This is a genomic window from Streptomyces sp. WAC03905, assembly GCF_057371075.1.
In genome coordinates this window covers 383,983-403,181 of record NZ_JBXYDZ010000002.1, presented here as the reverse complement: position 1 = coordinate 403,181, position 19,199 = coordinate 383,983, and the positions used below count along the sequence as shown (strand labels likewise).

Annotated in this window: 21 protein-coding genes and 1 pseudogene; 6 read left to right on the top strand and 16 right to left on the bottom strand. The window is 69.7% G+C overall.

Annotated elements, in window-relative coordinates; all coding sequences use genetic code 11:
- Window positions 1-143: 143 nt before the first annotated feature.
- Together AC2RP6_RS02770 and AC2RP6_RS02765 are read right to left on the bottom strand one after the other, a co-directional pair.
- Window positions 144-671 (bottom strand): hypothetical protein, encoded by a 528-nt coding sequence (locus tag AC2RP6_RS02770; RefSeq protein WP_486444594.1) that lies wholly within the window; start codon window positions 669-671, stop codon window positions 144-146.
- Between the two features lie 291 nt (window positions 672-962).
- The gene (locus AC2RP6_RS02765; RefSeq protein ID WP_486444593.1) at window positions 963-1,157 is read right to left on the bottom strand and encodes a hypothetical protein; all 195 of its coding nucleotides are present in this window, start codon (window positions 1,155-1,157) and stop codon (window positions 963-965) included.
- Between the two features lie 207 nt (window positions 1,158-1,364).
- Between AC2RP6_RS02765 and AC2RP6_RS02760 the strand changes: the two genes are divergently transcribed.
- Window positions 1,365-1,643, top strand: a complete 279-nt coding sequence (locus AC2RP6_RS02760) for an early set domain-containing protein (protein ID WP_486444592.1) — start codon at window positions 1,365-1,367, stop codon at window positions 1,641-1,643.
- 61 nt (window positions 1,644-1,704) lie between these two features.
- Here the strand turns inward: AC2RP6_RS02760 and AC2RP6_RS02755 are convergent, their stop codons facing one another.
- The 6 genes from AC2RP6_RS02755 to AC2RP6_RS02730 all read right to left on the bottom strand — a co-directional run bounded on the left by AC2RP6_RS02755 (window position 1,705) and on the right by AC2RP6_RS02730 (window position 5,339).
- Entirely contained in the window at window positions 1,705-2,034 is a 330-nt protein-coding gene (locus AC2RP6_RS02755; RefSeq protein ID WP_486444591.1) for a GNAT family N-acetyltransferase, read from the bottom strand.
- Window positions 2,001-2,198 (bottom strand): hypothetical protein, encoded by a 198-nt coding sequence (locus AC2RP6_RS02750; RefSeq protein WP_486444590.1) that lies wholly within the window; start codon window positions 2,196-2,198, stop codon window positions 2,001-2,003. The genes AC2RP6_RS02755 and AC2RP6_RS02750 overlap by 34 nt, the downstream gene beginning before the upstream one ends.
- Window positions 2,192-2,935: a protein kinase domain-containing protein gene (locus AC2RP6_RS02745; protein ID WP_486444625.1), complete on the bottom strand. Its 744-nt coding sequence runs from the start codon at window positions 2,933-2,935 to the stop codon at window positions 2,192-2,194. Before AC2RP6_RS02745 ends, AC2RP6_RS02750 begins: the two co-directional genes overlap by 7 nt.
- Before the next feature lie 756 nt (window positions 2,936-3,691).
- Window positions 3,692-4,099, bottom strand: coding sequence for a hypothetical protein (locus AC2RP6_RS02740; RefSeq protein WP_486444589.1), 408 nt, complete (start codon window positions 4,097-4,099; stop codon window positions 3,692-3,694).
- A gap of 112 nt (window positions 4,100-4,211) precedes the next feature.
- On the bottom strand, window positions 4,212-4,610 hold the full coding sequence (locus AC2RP6_RS02735) for a DUF6415 family natural product biosynthesis protein (protein WP_486444624.1): 399 nt from the start codon (window positions 4,608-4,610) through the stop codon (window positions 4,212-4,214).
- A gap of 390 nt (window positions 4,611-5,000) precedes the next feature.
- Window positions 5,001-5,339 carry a hypothetical protein gene (locus AC2RP6_RS02730; RefSeq protein ID WP_486444588.1) on the bottom strand — a complete coding sequence of 113 codons (339 nt, stop codon included), beginning with the start codon at window positions 5,337-5,339 and terminating at the stop codon, window positions 5,001-5,003.
- Window positions 5,340-6,115: 776 nt separating this feature from the next.
- Here AC2RP6_RS02730 and AC2RP6_RS02725 point away from each other — a divergent pair.
- Window positions 6,116-6,929 (top strand): annotated as a pseudogene (locus tag AC2RP6_RS02725) (IS110 family transposase); the annotation flags it as partial.
- A gap of 828 nt (window positions 6,930-7,757) precedes the next feature.
- Here the strand turns inward: AC2RP6_RS02725 and AC2RP6_RS02720 are convergent.
- The 6 genes from AC2RP6_RS02720 to AC2RP6_RS02695 form a co-directional block, all read right to left on the bottom strand.
- Window positions 7,758-8,632 (bottom strand): IS5 family transposase gene (locus AC2RP6_RS02720; protein WP_486444433.1). Its coding sequence is split into 2 segments (ribosomal slippage): window positions 7,758-8,239 and window positions 8,239-8,632, totalling 876 coding nucleotides; the frame shifts between segments, so codons are not numbered across the junction.
- A gap of 267 nt (window positions 8,633-8,899) precedes the next feature.
- The gene (locus AC2RP6_RS02715; protein ID WP_486444587.1) at window positions 8,900-9,289 is read right to left on the bottom strand and encodes a DUF6632 domain-containing protein; all 390 of its coding nucleotides are present in this window, start codon (window positions 9,287-9,289) and stop codon (window positions 8,900-8,902) included.
- Window positions 9,290-9,397: 108 nt separating this feature from the next.
- Window positions 9,398-10,468 (bottom strand): hypothetical protein, encoded by a 1,071-nt coding sequence (locus AC2RP6_RS02710; RefSeq protein ID WP_486444586.1) that lies wholly within the window; start codon window positions 10,466-10,468, stop codon window positions 9,398-9,400.
- Window positions 10,469-10,685: 217 nt separating this feature from the next.
- On the bottom strand, window positions 10,686-11,741 hold the full coding sequence (locus AC2RP6_RS02705) for a hypothetical protein (RefSeq protein ID WP_486444585.1): 1,056 nt from the start codon (window positions 11,739-11,741) through the stop codon (window positions 10,686-10,688).
- Between the two features lie 150 nt (window positions 11,742-11,891).
- The gene (locus tag AC2RP6_RS02700) at window positions 11,892-12,200 is read right to left on the bottom strand and encodes a hypothetical protein (protein ID WP_486444584.1); all 309 of its coding nucleotides are present in this window, start codon (window positions 12,198-12,200) and stop codon (window positions 11,892-11,894) included.
- Between the two features lie 631 nt (window positions 12,201-12,831).
- Entirely contained in the window at window positions 12,832-14,076 is a 1,245-nt protein-coding gene (locus AC2RP6_RS02695; RefSeq protein WP_486444365.1) for an IS701 family transposase, read from the bottom strand.
- A 306-nt stretch (window positions 14,077-14,382) separates the two neighbouring features.
- Here AC2RP6_RS02695 and AC2RP6_RS02690 point away from each other — a divergent pair, with 306 nt between their 5' ends.
- The 3 genes from AC2RP6_RS02690 to AC2RP6_RS02680 all read left to right on the top strand — a co-directional run bounded on the left by AC2RP6_RS02690 (window position 14,383) and on the right by AC2RP6_RS02680 (window position 15,812).
- Window positions 14,383-14,589: a hypothetical protein gene (locus AC2RP6_RS02690; protein WP_486444583.1), complete on the top strand. Its 207-nt coding sequence runs from the start codon at window positions 14,383-14,385 to the stop codon at window positions 14,587-14,589.
- Window positions 14,590-14,627: 38 nt separating this feature from the next.
- On the top strand, window positions 14,628-14,909 hold the full coding sequence (locus tag AC2RP6_RS02685) for a hypothetical protein (RefSeq protein WP_486444582.1): 282 nt from the start codon (window positions 14,628-14,630) through the stop codon (window positions 14,907-14,909).
- Window positions 14,910-15,290: 381 nt separating this feature from the next.
- Window positions 15,291-15,812, top strand: a complete 522-nt coding sequence (locus AC2RP6_RS02680; RefSeq protein ID WP_486444581.1) for a hypothetical protein — start codon at window positions 15,291-15,293, stop codon at window positions 15,810-15,812.
- Between the two features lie 69 nt (window positions 15,813-15,881).
- Here the strand turns inward: AC2RP6_RS02680 and AC2RP6_RS02675 are convergent, their stop codons facing one another.
- Window positions 15,882-17,114 carry a replication-relaxation family protein gene (locus AC2RP6_RS02675; protein ID WP_486444580.1) on the bottom strand — a complete coding sequence of 411 codons (1,233 nt, stop codon included), beginning with the start codon at window positions 17,112-17,114 and terminating at the stop codon, window positions 15,882-15,884.
- A 454-nt stretch (window positions 17,115-17,568) separates the two neighbouring features.
- Window positions 17,569-17,808 carry a hypothetical protein gene (locus AC2RP6_RS02670; protein ID WP_486444579.1) on the bottom strand — a complete coding sequence of 80 codons (240 nt, stop codon included), beginning with the start codon at window positions 17,806-17,808 and terminating at the stop codon, window positions 17,569-17,571.
- 749 nt (window positions 17,809-18,557) lie between these two features.
- Here AC2RP6_RS02670 and AC2RP6_RS02665 point away from each other — a divergent pair.
- Entirely contained in the window at window positions 18,558-19,193 is a 636-nt protein-coding gene (locus AC2RP6_RS02665) for a hypothetical protein (protein WP_486444578.1), read from the top strand.
- Window positions 19,194-19,199: the final 6 nt, after the last annotated feature.

Genomic DNA, 19,199 nt, shown 5'->3' with positions numbered 1-19,199 from the left:
GGCACGCATGGCCTGGCGCTCCCGGTATGCCTGCATCTCGCGCTCATTCTCTGCCCTAATCGCCGGAGCGTTGCTCCTCTTGTAGGCGGCGGCCAGCCCTTTGATCTCACCTCGGATCTTCCCCAGGCTCTCCTCGATCGCCTTCAGGGGGCGCGTCCGATGGGGGATTCGGGCAGCGTGTCGATGTCGACGACGTGCTCCAGGTCCTCCATCGGCCCGAACGGCCCTTCGCAGCGGACGGTGAAGGTGTACGTCATGGGGAGTCCGCTGCCGAACCTGCTCGGGCCGTCGAAGATGAGTTCCCGACGGCGGCCTGGAGGGATCATGGGGAGCACGCGGGCGAGGGCGGTCTGGAGATCCGCCGTCTGCTCTTCGCCAAAGCTGGACTCGATTGGAGGGTCAGCCGTGATGTGTACGTTGCGGGCGACGGTCGAACCGATGTTCTCGATGACGAGATAGAGGAAACTCGTTCCCGGCTCGCCAGGCTGAACATCGACGATGACATACGGCTCGTTCTGCTCGCGATAGACCTTCTCCGCCAGGTCCAGCTGCCGCTTCGCCACGTTGGCCTGGGCGTTCGCGTGTTTGGCCTGACGACCGCTGATGGTGGCTGCGGTGATCGCAACTAGCGCGGCGGCGATGCCGATCCAAGCCTCTGGAGTCATTTCCATGGGCCGGAACGTACTCCAGGCATCCGACACCGCCATCCGTGAGCAGAACCGCTACCGCCCATTCACGCGGTCGACGTCGGAGCTCCTGGTGGTGACATTGTGGCCGCGCTGTCCCTCAGCATCCCGAGGCGCGGGACGGCTGAGTACGGCCCCGGGTTGCCCTGCCCGGAGCCACGCCGCGCCAGCCGCCCGGGTGAGCGGGCCTGCTCTGCCCCGGCAAGGACGTGACAGAGCCCCGGCCGAGGTGACTACGGGCCCGGCCGGGGCTCTGCGTGCGTGGGGTGCCGCCGGTTAGAAGTCGTGGTCGTGCTGGTCCCGCTCGTCGCGGTGCAGGTCTTCCTCGCGGCGCCGTTCGTTCTCGGGGCGCTGGCCGCCGCGGGAGGGGGTGGGCTCGGGGTGGACCGGGTCCTGGCCGGGGCGCTGAGTGCGCTGCTGCTCCTCGCGTCCCTTGCCGGGTTCCTGGCGCTTGTCCTGCATACCGCCCATGACGGCGACTCCTTGATGCGTGGGGTACGGCTTCCTCGCACATCAACCTCACACGAACCATGACAGACCGCACCACTACGGCCGCAAAGCGTGGCGAGAGGGTGATGCGCAGGCCGGGTGGAAGCGTCGAGACCCCACGGCCGGCTTCCCAGTGCAGAAGATGGGCTCGAACCCCGCCCGCCCCCGCGCCGTCAGGAGCCGATCGCCATGCTGGAGCGCACGCTACACAAGGACCGCACCGAGGTCACCTTCGTCCTGCCCGCCGACACCCCGCCGGGGCCGGTCAGTGTGGTTGGTGACTTCAACGACTGGAAGCCCGGCGTCCACACCCTGACGCCGCGCAAGAAGGACGGGAAGCGGGCTGTCACGGTCGCACTGCCCAACGCGAGCAGCCACTCCTTCCGCTACCTGGCCGCCGGTGACTACTGGTTCAACGACGACGGCGCTGGCGACCAGGACGGCCGCAACAGCCGCCTGCACACCTGACAGCGCCGGCCCTGGGCACCGGGCCCGCCCGCGATGGTGCCGGCTTGCCGTAATGGACTGGTCACGCTTCGGCGGCCTCCAGTGCGTACAGCTCGTAGGGGATGGCGGCCCCGTCGTCGCCCTGCCGGTCGGACGTGCCGACACGGGTGAACCCGGCTTTGATCAGGACGCGGCCGGAGGCGGGGTTGTCGGGGTGGTGCATCGCCTCCAGCCGGACAAGTCCGGCGGTGGTGAAGGCGACGGAGACCACGTGGCTGGCGGCATCCGTGGCGTAGCCGCGGCCCCAGCTTTCCTCACGCAGGATGTAGCTGATGGTGCCCATGGACGAGGTCCGTCGCCGCAGAGCGATCAAGCCGATCAGCTCGCCCTTGGTGAGGATCCCCAGCTCCACTGCGCCCGAGGAAATTCGGCAGCTCGTGCCAGGGCTGCGTGGATCTTCTCGTGGCCCTGGTCGAGGGTGAGGGGCTTGCCGGTGGTGTGCCGAATGGAGGCTCCGCTGTAGACGCGGGTGAGGGCGGGGGCGTCGTCGAGAGCCAGGGCGCGCAGGGTCACCATGCGGTGGTCAGCTCCTTCGCGGTGGGCCGGTCGCTGGGGTCGGGGGCGAGGCACGCGGTGATGGCGTCCTCGAGCTCGGGGAACGGCCAGGGCCGGACGTCGCGCAGCGCGGTGGTGGTGCCGCGGGCGATGGCGGCCAGTTTCTCGAGCCGGTCGAGGTCGTCGTCGTAGGCGACGGGGCGTTGGCCGGTCCAGCACCAGAACAGGGATGCGCCCAGGCTCCAGATGTCACCGGGCGGCTGTGCCTGGATATGGGTGTCGGCGGGGGTGTCGAGGATCTGCGTGGCGAGTACGGGGGCGGTGGTGTGGGTGATCGCGCCGCGGTACGGGACACGGCGGCCGTTGGCGGGGCCGCAGGCGAGGGCGTAGTCGATGACCTCCGCGTGGCCGCCTTTCGTGACGAGGGTGTTGGTCGGCTGGACGTCGGCGTGGGCCCACCCGGCGGCGTGCATCCGGGCAAGGTGCTCCGTGAAGGTGCGGGCGATGCCCGCGAGCCAGGGGCGCACCGAGGCGCGGTCTCCTTCCCGGCCGCGGGCGAGGGCGAGGGCCCGCCACAGGGGCGCCCCGTCGATCCAGTTCACGGCCAGCCACCGGCCGCCTTCCCAGGTCCCGGCGCCGACCCGGTAGTCGGGGTGGAGAGCGCCGGCGGCGGTGAGGTGGAGGAGGTGGTCGTCCTCCTGGGCCATCTCGGCGGCCTTGTCGCGGGCGTCGTAGCTGTCGGGGTCGTTGGCCTTCATCACGAGGGCGCGCTTGGGGCCTTGGATCTTCCAGGCCCGGGAGCCGCGCCGGTCGCTCAGGAGCCGGATCGCGGTGGGCTCGCCGGTGTGTCCGGTGAGGAGGCCGACGGCTTCGCCGGGGGAGCAGGTGGCTTGCCCATGTGCGGATCTCCGTCCACCCGGTGGGGATGTGCTCGAACACGTCGCGGCCGTCGTCGTCGGCCGCGGCGAGCGCGGCGGCCAGGTCGGGGGTCGCGCTCAGGAAGCGGGGGTCGCGGCGCCGGACGGCGGCCCTCACGGGGAGGAACGAGGCGGGGGCGGCCGGGATCCGGTGGCCGGCCGCGGTGACTTCCTCTTCTCCCGCGTAGAACTTGCCGAACATCACCCCGACCGGCCCGTAGAGGTGTTTCAGCACCCAGTGCGGCCAGGCGAGCAGGTCACGATGCCGGGCGCCGGGTACCTCGCCCAACAGGACGATGTTCTCGCACCGCAGGACACCGTGCGGCCGGTTCAGCAAGGGTCGCAGCCATTCCGCGGCCTGGGCGCCCGCGTGGAACAGCTCCGCCTGGACGGCTTCGGCGTCGCCGTCGCCGTCGGCGCGGTAGACCGTCCAGGACGTCAGCCCACGCTGGAGGGAAGGAGCGAGGTAGGGGCAGTGGGCGGTCATCTGCCGCGCGTAGTCGCTGATGTCCACGGACCTGGGCCGGGTGGTGCTGGCCTCAACGAGGCGCAGCGCCCCGGCGGTGGGCCGGGGCGCTGCGCTGGTGCGGCCGGTGGTCACCGGCGGGCGGTCTCCACCTGGTCGGGCGCGACGTCGTCGCCATCGCTGCCGCCGGCGGGGCCGCAGTCCCACTCCGCGACCACGGTGCCGGTCTCCCGGTAGCGGGCGACGGCGGCCTGGTCGAGGTTGCCGTCGGCGTCGGTGAACCAGATCTCCGGCAGCGGCCCGTACGCCTCCTCGTAGGCGGCGACCCAGGCGATCGGGCCGTGGCCGTTGTTGGCGACGTGGCGGATCGGCTGGCCGGCGGTCTCCAGGCACAGGGCCTCGTAGGCCGGGGTGCCGAGCAGCTCGTGCCACTCCCTGTCGACGGCCGGGGAGAACATCTCGGGTGCGGACTGGCCGGTGCGGAAGCGCTGGCCGGTGATGGTCAGGAACCGGCCCAGCTCGATGGTTGCGGTACTCACGGTGGTGCCCCTCTCGGTGTCGAGTGGTGCTCCCCCGGCCCGGGTTGGGCCAGGGGTGGTGCCGTGCACCGCGCACCCGGGAGATCCGGTCTGCTCCGGGTGCGCGGGGGTCTCAGGAGGCCCTGGCGGGCTCGGGGGCGGCGCCGACGAGGCGGTCCAGGCGCTCATACAGGGCGCGGACGAGCCGGGCGCCGCCCTGCGCGCAGCGCGCGCTGCCCTCCAGCGGGACGGACAGGCGGCGGTCGGCTTCCTCGAGGACGACGTCGGCCAGGGCGCGGGCGGCGTGGTCCTCGGGCAGCAGGTCGGCGGCGCGGCGGACATCGGCGGCTACGGTGCGGGCGGCGCCGGTGAGCAGCAGGCCGATCTGCTTCAGGTCCGCGGGCGGCAGACCGGGATCGCCGGACCATCCGAGGACGGCTTTGACCAGAGCCTTGTGGAGCTCCCGGTCGAGGGGGAGTTCCGTGTCGAGGCGCCCCTCGGGGTCGTGGAGAACCAGGTGCGCGCTGCTCATCAGGGCCTCGCCGGATCGGTGGTCACGGGCGGCGCGGTCTCGTTCGTCGGACATCGACCGCATCCCGACGGTAGGGGCGGGCGGGATGCGGTAGGACTGACCGTGAGTACGGGTTTCGGTGCGCAGGGCGACCGGGAAGCAGGCCGATATGGGCAGGCCGCGACGAACATCGGCAGGAGTGGTGAGCGGCTTCGTGCTGCGCCTGGTCCGCGAGTCCATCCCGTGCACGCAGGCCGGCCTGGCGGAGGTCCTGAGCGTGGATGTGGACACGCTGCAGGGCTGGGAGTCGGGACGGCGTCCGCTGGCGAACATGCGGGCCGGGGCGCTGCTGGAGCTCCGGCGGCGACTTCCGGCGCTCGGCGGCGACGTCGCGCAAGGAGTTGCCCGGGTCTACACCAGCGCGCGCCGGCATCCGTGGGTGCTGGGCAAGCTCGGCGACTGGACCCCGTCGGCTTCCACCGGCCGGCCTTCGTCGTCGAACTCCAGCTTGCGCAGCGCGGATATCCGCACGCTCTTCGGCAGCAGCAGCTTGGCTTCCTTGTGGCCCTTCTCGGTGAGCACCCACAGCTGGTGTCCCGACTGCAGTCGCGTCTCCACCCGGGTCAGGCCCGAGTCCTTCAACGCGTTCAGGGTGTCCCTGGTGATCCGGTCGTGCCGGTCGGTGGGGCGCAGCATCCGCCAGAGCTGATAGGCGGTAGCTCGCTGGAAGATCCCCAGAGCCTTGAGCACTTCCTTCCTTCGCACTCCGGTCGGCTTCCAGACCTGTGTCGACCTAGGAGGGTTGTCGAACGCGTCGCGGCCCCTTGACTGGCAAGTCTGACCTGCGGATACGTCTGCGACGGGCGAAGTGGCCGTGGAGGGGGCGATGGAGGGGCCCATGGAGGGGACCTGCGGGATCTGGTCGACGTCCTCAGAAGGCCGGCCGTCACGGGCGGCGGGGTGCTCGCGAGCGGGGTCGGGCGTGAGATCGGCGGGCACGGTGTCCTCGGTTTCTCCGGCCTGCGGGCCGGCTCGGTGAGCGTCCGGCCCATACGCGGATGTGCGTACGGGCCGAAGCCACCGTGAGGAAGCACCCCTAATGGGCATTGAAGCTGGCGGACCGCTACCCGATACCCGGCCTTGAGGTCTTCAAAAAGAGCGCGGCCTCCGGATTCACTCCCCGTTCGCGGTGGCAGCGGTCGGCACCGGGATAGTCGTGACACACCCCTGGGACTCGATCCCTTGGTCAAAAGCCGGCACCCGGTCCCGTCGCTGCCACCGCGTTCGTACGGAACCGAGGCAGACGACCGGAACGTTGAAGTTCGTGGTCCAAGCCGTTCGCAGGGGTCACCTCTGAAAGAGCCAGGAGCCTGACGAGCTCCCTCACAGACCGAGGGCACTGCAAATCGCTGGGGTCACGAACGGCTATTTGGATGCAGGGCCATCGAGCCCTTCCATTAGGGAGACGCGTGCCCCGCACGGCTGCGACCAGCAGCGACACACCTCAACCGCGAGGACCCGGACCCGTGAAAGTTTTCTGCGGTATCGACTGGGCCAGCGATCACCACGACATCGCGGTGGTCACGCGAAGGGACCCTTTTAGGCAGGGCCCGGATCGGCGACGACGCAACGGGCCTGCAGCAACTCCTCGACCTGCTCACCACACACGGCGACACCGCGGACACACCCATACCGGTGGCCATCGAGACCTCCCACGGACTGCTGGTCGCCTGCCTTCGGGCAACCGGCCGGCCCGTCTACGCAATCAACCCGATGGCAGCAGCCCGCTATCGAGAACGTCACGCCGTCGCCCGCAAGAAGTCCGACCACCTCGACGCTATGGTCCTGGCGAACATCCTGCGCACCGACAGGGCCGCCCACCGGCCGCTGCCCGCCGACAGCGAACTCGTCCAGGCCATCGCCGTCCTCGCCCGGGCCCAGCAGGACGCGGTCTGGGACCGCATCCAGGCCGCCAACAAGCTCCGCTCCCATCTGCGGGAGTACTTCCCCGGCTTCCTCGCCGCCTTCGCGCACGCCCGGGAGGGACTCTGCCTGCCACTCGCCCGGACCGTTCTGGCCGCGGCCACGACCCCGGCCCAGGCCGCCCGACTCACCCGCACCCAGCTGCGGTCCCTGGTGAAGAAGGCCGGCCGCAAACGAGGCATCGACGAGGAAGCGGACCGTCTCCGCGAAGCCTTCAGGATCCCGCAGATGAGACACCTGCCCCAGGTCGAACAGGCCATGGGCCTGCGGACCCTCGCGCTGCTGCGGCAGCTCGCGGCCACCTGCGAGAGCGTCGAGGAACTCACCGCCGCGGCGGTGGAGTCTTTTGATACGCACCCGGCGCGGGCAGGGGCGTGCCGGGCGGCCGGTTACCGGGTCTTCGCGCCGGTGGTGGCGACCAGGGCGGCGACCGTCTCCCAGCCGTGGTGCCAGCGGTCGCCACCGTGGTGGACGCCGAATGCCGAACTGGACATGCAGGACGTCATCAAGGCGAAGTGCTATGAGTCGGCGGCCGACGTCGTTGACGGCCTGGGCGGCCGTCGCGACCACGTCCGGGTGGCCACGGCGGAGGAGCTGGCGGCGGTGCAGGAGAACCTGTTCGCCCGACTCGCCACCAAGCAGGCGAGGAAGCGCCTCGAACGACTCGTGATCAGGCTCAGGGGCGAACTGGACGCCGCACTGGAGGCGCTGCCTGACGACGCCCCGGGCGACGTGGCGGCGGAGCTCCAGCAGAACTTCTTCCGCCAGCTCGTTGTTGCCGGAGCCCCAGACCTGGCCTGACCGGGTGGAGCAAGCTATCCGCCAGGACACTCTTCGGGTCCGCCTGCCGAAAGGCCGGCGGGGCCCGAAGCGCGTCCTGGCGACCCGGACCGAGGGCGGTCCGGGGTTCCCCGAGTAGGGGAACCCCCTTTGTAATACCCCGTGTTTGATCATGGTCGGCGGACCGTATGGCAGGGCCATACCTTGGTACTCCCCCGGCCGCTGACCGGCCGCCCCACACCTGCCAAACAACCTCTTCCAGCTCCGTGGAAAGAGGTGTCGGCGGCGGTTCTCAGCTTGCCCACGGGGTCTGACCGGCGACAACGCGCGGGCGGCCGGGACGGGGGGTCCCACCGACGGTCACACCTCCGGTCCCCCGCCTAGGGCCTGTTGTGAAAGTGCTGGTCACAGCCATTCGTTGATGGCTGCGATCAGCACTGTCGCTTCGTAACGGACGGCGAGTTTGTCGTACCGGGTGGCGACGGCCCGGTGGCGCTTGAGCCGGTTGATCCCGCACTCGACCGCGTGCCGCTGCTTGTAGTCGTCCTTGTCGAACTTTGGCGGGCGCCCGCCGCGCGATCCGCGCTTGAGGCGATTGCGGACCCGGTCCGCCGGAACCGGGATGGTGGCTTTGATTCCGCGTCTGCGCAGGTAGGAGCGGTTGCTGCGGGAGTCGTAGGCCTTGTCGGCCCGGACCCGGTCTGGCCGCTTGCGCGGCCTGCCGAGCCCGAGCCGGGGCACCCGGATCGCCTCCAGGACCGGCTCGAACTGCGGGGAATCACCCCGCTGCCCAGCCGTGATCACCACCGACAGAGGCTTCTGCCCCTGCTCGACCGCGAGGTGGATCTTGCTGGTCAGTCCGCCACGGGAGCGTCCGAGACCGTGGTCGGCCGGCTCGACGAACACTCCGCCGGGCGGCTCCTTCTGGAGGTCCCCCTTTTTGCCGCCCCGGCGGCGTGCTGATGGGCCCGGCAGACGGTGGAGTCGACATTCACGTCCCAGGTGATCAGGCCCTTCGCATCAGCCTCGGCCTGGAGCCGCGTGAGGATCCGGGCCCACGTGCCGTCCCGCTGCCAGCGCCGGAACAGGTCATAGACCCGGTCCCACGGCCCATAGCGTTCGGGCACGTCCCGCCAGGGAGCGCCGGTTCGGGTCCGCCACCGTATGCCGTCTATCAGCTGCCGCCGTGTCCATACCTGCGGACGGCCCGGCTTGATGCCCGTCGGCAGCAACGGCTCAAGCCGGGCCCACTGGCCGTTCGTCAGATCTCCACGTCCCACGACAGGTGATCATCAACGAACAAGATCCACTTTCGCAACAGGCCCTAGGCCCCCTCTGCACGCAACTCTCCAGCCGCCCTCCGGTGCAACTCCCGGAAGTGTCTTCACGGGTAATGCCACCCCCTGGGCAAGCCTAGGTCGAGCTGGGTAAGCCCCCCGGGTAAGCCTCGGACCAAGATCACGTATCGGAAATACCTTTGGTACTTCCGGGACCGGAATCGGATCGCAGAGTATATGAGGCTTTTATCCTTGGTTAGCTCGACGGCTTCATGTCCTGGTGGCGCGGCGGCGAAGGTAGCTTCCTAACCCCAAAACGGGATGCCCTGCAAGCAGGATGATCGCTCCTGCATAGGTTCCGGTTACGTCGCCAAAAGGTAAGAGATGTTCTTGCTCTGTGTGGTCAGATGAGGCTGAGAAGAGCATGGCCGTAGCGTGCATGATGTTGGAGACGATGACGTAGTCGACGAGTGGCCTGTATCGCAGTGGATCCCGTGCGCCCCAGAAGAGGAAGAATCCTAAGGGCACATAAATAGCGAAAAGCATGTACTCGAAGGCTGACATTCTGTTCGGTTCGCCCCATATCCATCCTGGTGCGGAGGAAACCACCAGTGCCGGGTAGACGACGGCATAGCTGAAGCCCGCCACCCTCATGGTCATGCGAGAGTCTTGGGGACTTGCGGAGCTATATGACTGAATACTCATTAGTGGCTCCTTGTTTGCGGGATCTTGACTGAGGCTCGAACCAGGTCAGCTTATGAGAGAACCTCAGGTCATCGATTGCTGCCCGCGCGCTTTCTTGTCGGACGTGTAGGTGGCTCTTCTGCGGGGCCGCTCTTCTCTGCTGGATCTACCAGCTTGGTTCCATAGGTGTGCGATCTGTAGCGGTTTGTCTGGCCGTTGGGTCGTGATGGAGCAATGCTCGGAACTTGTGGATCGGCCCGGGACGGGGTGCCTCCACCGGCCTGCCTCCGCGATCCGCCTGTCAAGGACTTCAGCGAGTTCGCGTACGGTCTCCTCGCTGCGGAGCTGCTCGAAGATCTTCCGGGCATCGGCCTGCCCCCGGCCACGCATCCTTTCCAGAGCTGAGTCCACCTCGGCGAGGAAGTTGCTGCGATTCTCGCCGTGCAGCTCCCCAATCCGCGCGTAGGAAGCCGTCAGGATGCCGCCTGTACCAGCCGCCGGATCGCAGACGGTCAGTTCCCCTCCTTTCAGGAGGATCTCCTCGAACGGCGCCAGGACGCTCTCGACGACCGCGCGCGTGAGTGAGGACGGGGTGTAGTACGAGTCCTTTGCCGGCTGCGGCGCTGCCGAGCGTACGGTGACGGGTGTTCCGGGCTGGACATCAACGATCACGCTGCCGTCCGGTTCCACGGTCAACACAGCGTCCCCGACGCGGGCCCGTAGAGCAGGGGCTTCTCCGCTGGGAACGGTCTCGACGTCGGTGTAGAGCTCCCGCAACCGCTTGAGTGCCAGCGTTTTTACGGGATTGCGCTCCCCTCGTGCCCAGGTTACCGGTGATGGCTGGCCGACCAGATAGGCAAATTCCTCGGAGGGCTGACCGTGGAACCGGACTCGCTGACGGTCGGGTACCAGGTGGTCTTCCTCGTGGAACCAGTGCTTCCCGCCCGGTTCGCCTGCCACGGTGTCGTAGACGCCGATCACCTTGCCGAACGCGGTTCCCACAACAACGGCTACGCGGCTCGGGTCGAAGTGCGTGTGCTTCCGTCCGTCCCCGCGCCCGGAAATCCATGCGCCAAGTACCCCGTGGGCGAGCTTCTCCGGTTCGGCGCCCCGCGCGTGCTTGGAGTTGGTGAACAAGGCGAGGTCACGCTTCACGGATCCCCCAGCATTCGTGGTCAGTGTCACGCCGACGCTAGCGCATCTATCGCATACAGATACTGGGAATCACTAAGTGATAGGCAGGGCAGCATGCTGCCAAGCACTGCCGCACTCCCAACTAGCTGCTCAAGTGGCGGCGAGCTCCAGCGCGCGCCCCCGGCTCGGGGATGTCATGGCTGATTTCCCCGGGCCCGTGGTGTTGCTGGACGAGCTCCTACATCAAGGCGGCGAGGGCCTGCTCAGCCATCTGCACGCCCATCGTGGCCGCGATGGTGGTGCCGGCCTCTACGAGCTTGTCCTTCACCTGGGTGGCGAGCTGGCGCAGGCGGCCTGGCTCGGGGTTCTCCGAAGTCGCCTCGTCGTGAAGGTCCTGAGCTACGCGTTCCAGCTCGACGCGGTCTGCTTCGGGCATGTCCAGGGTGCTACTGACCTGACCGATGTATCCGGCGAGCTGGGCGAACAGCGTGGGGTCGACGCCCTCGGTGTTGTTCTGGGTGAAGTGCTGCTGCTCGCCAATGATGACGCCCTTGGCGTTCGGCATGAAGTTGTTGTACGTGGTGCCGGTGCGGGGCTGGTTGACGTGGTCCTGCACGTTTCCTCCTGCCAGGGCACAGCGGGTGCCCTGCGGTGTGATGGCGGCCGTGGCCGGGTCGGTGTCGGTGTGGTCGATCAACTTGTGCTCGGCTAGGTAGGCGAGCGCCTGGTGGAGATCGGTGCCACTGATCTTGGTTCCGGCAAAGTAGGAGCCGGGGGCCTGGAGGAACAGGACCGGGTTGATGGGTGTCTGGTCGCTGGCGGTGTCGAAGAGCCACCGTAGCAGGGCGTCCATCGTGTGCCGGATCCGGGCGGCGCGGTCCTTTTGCAGGTTTTTCAGCTGGCGCACGGCGACGCGGCCGGCGTCGGTGAGGCGGACATGGGTCTGAGGCCCCATAGCGCGGAGGATCTGCACCAGGCCGTGCTGGTCGAGCTGGAGAGCCAGGATGGCCGGGTCCTCGTCCTCCAGCTGGAGTTCTTCGGGGAAGGCGGCGACGTTGATGTACCCGGCCGGGCTCTGCTTCGCTCGGTCGTCCAGCCACAGCAGCAGCCGGGCCAGGTAGCCGTTGCTTCCGACCATCTCACCGCCGGGTACCGCGCTCGAGGTGGCTTCGATCTGTGCGGAGACGCGAGGAGGGTTCTGTCGTTGGGCCCGCTCCAGGCTCTTGTTGGTCTCCCTGACAAGGTTCTTTGCCCACTTGTCGATCTCGCGCTTGTTGATGCCGCTGCGGGCCACGTTGCCCTCCTGTTTCAGGTACCTCAGCCAAGGGTGCGGAGCAGTTCCGACAACGAGCCTTCCGTCTTCCGCTGCGCCCGAGGGGCGCCGACCGTCCAGGCAGGCGCCCCTTTGTGGGCAGGGGCCGGGCGGCGCCAGGGCGGATGCGAATCAGTCGACGTCGGTGGTGCCGGCCGCGCCGCGAGGTCGGTTGCGGGCCCACCTCTTGAGGTCGCCGACGCGGTAGAGGAGTTCGGTGCCGCGCTTGTCGACGGCGTCGGGGAAGTCCGGGTCGTCGGCGCGCGCTCGGCGCAGGGCATCGAGGGTGAGCGCGGGAAGGTGGTCCTGCTGCGCTTTGCGCAGTCCGACCACGGCGTCGTCCGGGTCTCCGGCCGGGGAGGCATTCTCGGGAAGCGTCGCAGGGGAGCTGGCTGCGGCCTGTCCGGCGGCGGCAGGGGCGCGGGTTGATGCTCCAGGCATCGGCGAGGAAGTCCCGGTCGGTCGCCGGTTCAGCCGCGGGGGCGGGCGGGAAGGTCTGGACGCCGGTGCTCCAGGGGTCGTCGAGGACGTCGGCGGCCGGAGCGGCGGTGGCCGGCTTCTGCAGGGCCGGGCCGGTCGTGGCCTTCGCGTGGACGCCGGACATCGCCCACTCGCGGGCCTCCGCGTTCGACAGATTGAGTACCTGGGTCTCCTGGGCGCGGCCGCGGGTGACGACTTGAACACGGCCGGGATGTTCGGTCGGCATCGGGATGGGGCTGACTTCGGGTACGAGCATGCGCCAGGCGTTGAGGGTGTAGCGGACCAGGATCCGGGTGGAGAAGTTCTCGCGCATCTCCGGGCCGCCGATGGCGCGGGCGGTGGCGGACTGGGCGACAAGGAGGACGTGGAGGCGGACCTGGCGGCTCATGAAGAGGATCAACTCACGACCAGATCACTAGTACTCCAGCAGCGTTTTGCTATCTGGCCTGGTCAGGGGAGTCGTGGGGAGTGTAGTGGGAGGGTTGGGTGCCGGTGGTGGTCTTGGCCGGGTGCTCCACCAACGAGTGGATTCGCCGCTGGTAGTGGCAGTGGCGGGCTGTCGCCTGGCGTCTGCGACGCCAAAGTGACCAGCTCAGCACGTGGCGGCGGAGCGCCCGGCCCGGGCGGCCGCCTGGGCCGAGGCGAAGCGCCAGGAGCCGGCGGACTTCTGCCACGGTGAGGGGAACCACGGCGCCGGAACCGTTTCTGCACCCCCCTTTGTCGCTTCGTGGGCCATGACCGCGAGGTAGGAGTGGGCCAGCATCGCCAGCGTGATGTGGCGATACCAGCCCACGTATCGGCGAACTTCGTACTGGTCCAGGCCGCACTCGTTCTTCGCGGCCTGGAAGCACTCTTCGATCTGCCAGCGCATCCCGGCGATCCGCACCATCTCCTGAATGGCTGTCTCGAGCGGTGTGTAGGCGAGGTAGTAGGCGATCTCCTCAGGCTTGCTGAGACTGCGGCGGGCCAGAGCCCACCGGCGGCGCACGGGGGCCTGTCCCTGGTAGTCGAACTCGGCCACCGTGGGCAGCTCCAGGGCCGCCCAGTGGTAGAGCCGTGGCCCCTTGGCGCCGTCGCCGCAGGAGATCGCCTCCCATGCCTCGTCGGGGGCCCGGGCGAAGAGGTGGTCGATGCGCGGGCCGAAAACCTGCTGGGACTTGGGTACTGCGAGCACGTAGCCGAGCCCGGACTGCTCCAGTAGTCGGCGGAAGCGTCCCTCTTGCCCGTATGCGGCGTCCGCTGTCACCCAGGCAATCGGAAGTTCGGAGGCCAGAGCACGCAGGACCAGGCGCTTGGCCAGCTCTCCTTTGGTGGCGAAGCCCCGTTCGTCGGGGACCTTTGCCGCCTGGCAGCGGTCTCGGTCGTCCGTCCAGGACTTGGGCAGATAGAGCTCCCGGTCGACCAGTGCACGGCCGCGGGTGGTGGCGTAGGCGGCGAAGACGCCGATCTGGCAGTTTTCGGTGCGGCCGGCGGTGCCGGAGCACTGGCGCTGGACCCCGGCGGAGGTGCTGCCCTTCTTGATGAAACCGGTGTCGTCGACGACGAGCACCCCTGCTTCCTCGCCGAGATGCTCAGCGACGTAGGACTGGAGGTCGTCACGGACGTCGTCAGCGTCCCAGTTCGCCCTGTTCAGGAGCCGTTGCAGGCCGTCGGGCGTGCGATGGCCAGCGAATTCGGCCAGTTGCCAGCCGTTCTTGCGGCCGACGGGGGCGAGCAGGCCTCGTATGTAGTCCCGTCCGCGGCGCCGCAGGTCGGCGCGGCCGAAACGGTGGCCGATCCGAAGGAACAGGTCCTCGAGTTGTCGTTCCCAGGCCGCGTCCGCGTGGTCGTCGATCACGAAGACAAGCTGTCCACGACTCAGCCCGGCCCATACCTCTCATCCACTCGTTGGTGGAGCACCCGGCCAAGACCACCACCGGCACCCCACCCTCCCACTACACTCCCCACGACACCCCTGACCAGGCCAGATAGCAAAACGCTGCTGGAGTACTAGTGCAACCGTCCAGACACCTGTGCAGCCCCCTCCCGGTACAACCCTCCCCGGGGCGGCTTGCCCGGCCCCTGCCGTGCTGTCTGTCCCGCCTGCCCGCCGGCCTGCACGGATAACGTGAGGGCGTTCATCAGCGAGGCAGGGAGAGAGCACGTGACGGTGGCGAGGGAGCGGCTGTGTGACTGGGTGGTCAACAAGGACCAGGTCTGGGTCCACGGTGACCGGATCACCGACGGCCGCGTCGCGTTGGACATGGACGGCATCGCCGGTCTCGACCCGAGCATCGTGAACAGGACGGGCAGTGGCGGATCCGTAAGAGCCGGGACCCGCAGTGGCTGGGCCCGGACCACCCGGACCTGACCGACTGTCTTCCCTACACCGGCGCCGACTGGGAGCCGGTGCGGTGGTCGAACTGGACGACTGGCGGCGCCCGGATCGGCGCGGTCCACGGCCGGCCCGTCGCCGTGCACGCCGAGTGGCTGTCGCGGCTCGAGGCCGGCTACCGGATCGAGTGCTCTCCCGAGAACCCGCTCCTGCGCATCATCTGCGAGGCAGCCGCTCCGGCCGTGATCTACGGCACGGTCCACGCGCAGCCCACCATCGTCGGCTCCGTCGTGCCCGTGCAGGTGAAGGCGAGTCCGGCCGTGCTCCGGGCCATCGTGGAGGAGATCAGCGGCTGACCGACGTGCGCCCGGACGCCGCGGGGGCTTGCCCAGCCGGCCTTCAGGCTTGCCCACCCGCCGGATCGGTCACCGGGTCAGGCATGACCGATCTCCACGGTCATCGGTCAAACCGCACGTCAGCGCACGTGACCGATCCATGCAACTCCCCACCGCCCGGTCACCGGCCATCGGTCAGCCGCTGCCTCGCCGAGAGATTCCGGGGCAGGGCCGTGACCGACGCCGCCCCGCCCGACGTGCCCCGGCCGGGGTGGGCAAGCCACCCGTCGAAGCGGCTTGCCCAGGGTCCCCTTGGGCTTGCCCACTCCCCCGGAACACCCCGTTGCGGCAGTGCGCGGCGGGTAGCCTCCGGGCACGAGTGCGCTGAGCTGGGGGTGGGCGTTGAGGTTCACGATCGACACCGAGACCAATTCGTACGAGGACGCGATCCGTACCGTGCGCGCGGCCTACGGCAAGCCGCAGCCCGAGCCGGGCGGCCGGCCGGTGGTGCTGCCGGAGGACGTGGTGTGGAAGCCGCCCAGCCGGTACGACCACCCGGCCTGGACGGAGGAGATGCTGCGGTCCTGGGTGAAGTTGCTGCACACCGTGGAGGAGCTGGACGTGGTGTGGCGGGTGTGCGCGGAGCCGGGCCCGCCCGGGGTCCGGGGACAAGTCATCGCGGAGTACGTCTCCCCGGAGCTGACCGGCAAGCCGGCCCTCACGGCCCTGGGGCTCATCAGCCGGCGGCTGAACTGGGCCGCCCGCGAGCTGTGGGCGCGGGGAATGCCCTTCGTGATCGACGAGGTCAAGCGCACACGGACCGTCGACCGGTCGGTGGCCGCGATCCTGCTCGACGCCCTCGCCGAGCACCCCTTGTGGCCCCAGATGCGCCACCACAGCAACCCGCCCGCGCTCGGCTCCTGAGCCCAGCCGCCCTCCTGCTGGGCAAGCCGCCCTCCTGGACGGCTTGCCCAGACTCCCGGAACCGCGCAGCTATCCGCGACGCCTGAACAGCCCGCGTGCCTTCGACACCTCCGCTTCGGCCGTCGTGCCGGCCGCGACGTCCTCCGCCTGGCGCTGCGTCGCCCGCTCCGCCTCCGCACGAGCGACGGATGCCTCCGCGCACGCCCCGCACAGGTCGTCCCACTGCCCGGGCCACGAGGACCGCTCGGTCTCCCGCCAGCGTTCGTCGGTGAACTTCGCCCCGCACCGCGTGCACACCGGCCGCTTCGCCTCCCGCTCCGCTGCCTCCCGCGCCGCCCGCCGGTCGCGGGCCTCTCTCCGCTGTACGGCATACAGGCGGTCGCCGTCGGGGTTGTCCAGGGCCTCGGGCAGGGTCTGCCATTCCTCGCGCCCGAGCCTGCGCCACACCTTGCCTGCGGCCCCGGCCGGGTCGGCGGTGATCCGCTCCAGCTCGGTGACGACGACGGGCACCGCCTGGTGGTAATCGACGGCCGTGATGCCCGCTCCCCGGCCCGGGTACGGCTCCCCGCCGACGTACATGCGCGCGGCCTGTTCCAGCCGCCGCATCCGGCTCTCGCGCTGCGCATCGGTCTTCCCGGTGAACACGAAGGCGAGGGGCACGTAGCCCTCCCGGCCGGTCGGCGGGTAGATCCGCGACCACAGCCGGAAGTCGTGCACCGCCGCTCCCTGGGCCGCCCGCTCCTTGTTCGCGTCGACCTTCGGCGCCAGGAGCTCGAACCAGTCGTGGTACCGGCGCAGCTTGTCCACCAGTTCGTCGATGGGCTCGTTGACGCGGTCGACCTCCAGGAGCATCGCGGGCACCCCGGCGTCGGGGGCGCGCATCGTCAGGTCGGCGTACTGGGTGTACCCGTACGGCAGGCGGTGGGCGATCTCGGTCTGCCAGGACAGCGGTGTGCCGTACCCGGCCCCGGTGAGCACGGCCGCGGTCGAGGTGACGGCGGCAGCGTGCTCGTCGTAGCCCTCGGCTTTAACCGGCTTGCCTTCGTCGTCGTACTCGAACTTGCGCAGCGCGGACATCCGTACGTTCTTCGGGAGCAGCAGCTTGGCTTCCTTGTGTCCCTTCTCGGTGAGCACCCACAGCTGGTGTCCCGACTCCAGTCGCGTCTCCACCCGGGCCAGGCCCGTCTTCTTCAACGCGTTCAGGGTGTCCCTGGTGAGCCGGTCGTGCCGGTCGGTGGGGCGCAGCATCCTCCAGAGCTGATCGGCGGTAGCCCGCTGGAAGATCCCCAGAGCCTTCAGCACTTCCTTGCGTCACGCTCCGGTCGGCTTCCAGACCTGTGTCGACCTAGGAGGGTTGTCGAACGCGTCGCGGCCCCTTGACTGGCAAGTCTGACCTGCGGATATGCCTCCGGCGGGCGAAGTGGCCGTGAAGGGGGCGAAGGAGGGGCCCATGGAGGGGGCCTGCGGGGCCTGGTCCAGGGCGCCGGCGGGCGCCGGGCCGGGCACGCTGCGGAGGTCTTGGGCGGGGCGGGGTGTGTGGTCGGCGGGCACGGTGTCCTCGAATTCCCCCGGCCTGCGGCCGGGTCGGCAGTCGTCCGGCCCTCACGCTGATGTGCGCACGGGCCGGTGCCACCGTGAGGAGGCACCCCTTGTCCGCGGTCTGACCGTCACCGACGAACGGTGTCCGATTGCTCCTTGACCATCCCCTTGACGGGTGGTTTTGTCCGTGGCCGACGCCACACCGCCCGACCCGAGTTCAGCGGGCGGGCCGGGTGCTGGACGGCGAGGAGCCCAGCCTCCAGTCCGAGGGCTTCTGGCCGCGGAACGCCTCGCCGCTCTCGATCCGGGCCTTGTTCCGGGCGGACTCCCGCTCGGCCGCCGACAGCTGCCGTGGAGCGCAGCCGGGGTGTCCCCAGCCGTCGGCGACCTTCGTGATGACCTCGCCCTGGGCGTAGTCCTTGAAGCAGGCTGGGCAGGTGCCCGCCGTACTTGGCACGCAGCGAGCCGCGCGGCAGCGGTACGGCCTTCTTCGCCGCCGTCTCCTTCGCGGCCGGCTTCCCGCCGCCCGCCTTCTTCGCCGCCTGCGCCCGCTTGATCGCCTCGCGCTGCGCCTTGCCGGGCCGCTTCTTCGGCTGCTGCCCGCGTGCCGCCTTCGCGGCCTTCTGTGCCGGGGTCTGTCCCACGCCCGGATCGCGTAGAGTCCGCCCTCCCGGGTCCGACGCACACCGCGCACACCGGACGTCCGGGGCAGCAGCGCGTGGGTGCGCACCGGTGCGCGCACGGCGCGATGAGTTGCGCGCGATGGACCGCACCCCCCACCGGGCGGTGCGCACCGAGTGGACTCCACCCGCACCCCGGCGCGCACCACGATGGCTTCCACCCGCACCGCACCACGGTGGTGCGCTCCACCGTGGTGCGCTCCCTCCCACCGGTGCGCACGATGGGGTCCACGCTCACCCGGTGGAGCGCACCACCGAGCGGAGTGGACGCCACTCTGCACACCGCACCAGTGCTACGCACCGTGACGGTGCGGGACCGAGAAGTCTCCCCTCCGGCAAACCCCTTCGCGGGCCGATGCGCGACATCGCCTGGACGGTGGCGGACGTGATCGAGTAGCCGAGGGGGATCTCACCCCTCGGCTACTCGATCGCATCGCGCAGAAACGGCGGTCAGACCGCGGTCAAGGGGGGCCTCGGGAGTGTGAGCGCCATCGAGACCAGATGGCGCGAAAGGACGGACACGGACGTGGCCACCACCCAGCACACCCCGGCACTCGACTCCTCCGAGTCCACGCCCCGCTACGACACGCTCACCCTGATGAACCGCGACTGGGCCGCGCTCTGCCGCGACCTGCGGGCGACGGACCGCGTCGCCGCCTGGGCCGGGGAGCACCCGGACCTCGCCGGAGCGGCCGGCCCCCAGGACATCGTCGACAAGATCTCCGCCTACTACCGCCGCGGCGACCTGGACGGCCACGACCGCGTGATGCACCTCCTGGTCGAGCGGGCCGGCGGGACCGGCTTCGACGCCCACCTCGCGTGGCGGGTGGCCGTGCGGGTCCTGCTGCCCAAGGCGGTCTTGATGGCCAAGACGCAGCGACGGTCCTACGGCCTGCCGTGGGACGACGTGTGCCCAGGGCCGCCTGGCCGGCAAGCCGCAGCGGGTCGCTCGACCGCGACTGGCCACCGCCACCTGCACGGTGCGCGTCCGGTCCGCCGAGCGGCCCGCCCCGGCGGCCGCCCCGAAGCCTGCCCCGGCGCCCGCTCCCGTGGCCCGGCGCACCGCCCGCCCGGCACCGGTACCCGCCGCGGCCGCGGCGGGTACCGGGCGGAGCCCAAGACCGGACTGCAGGCCCTCCTGGCCTCCCTCGACGAGCAGTAACCAGCC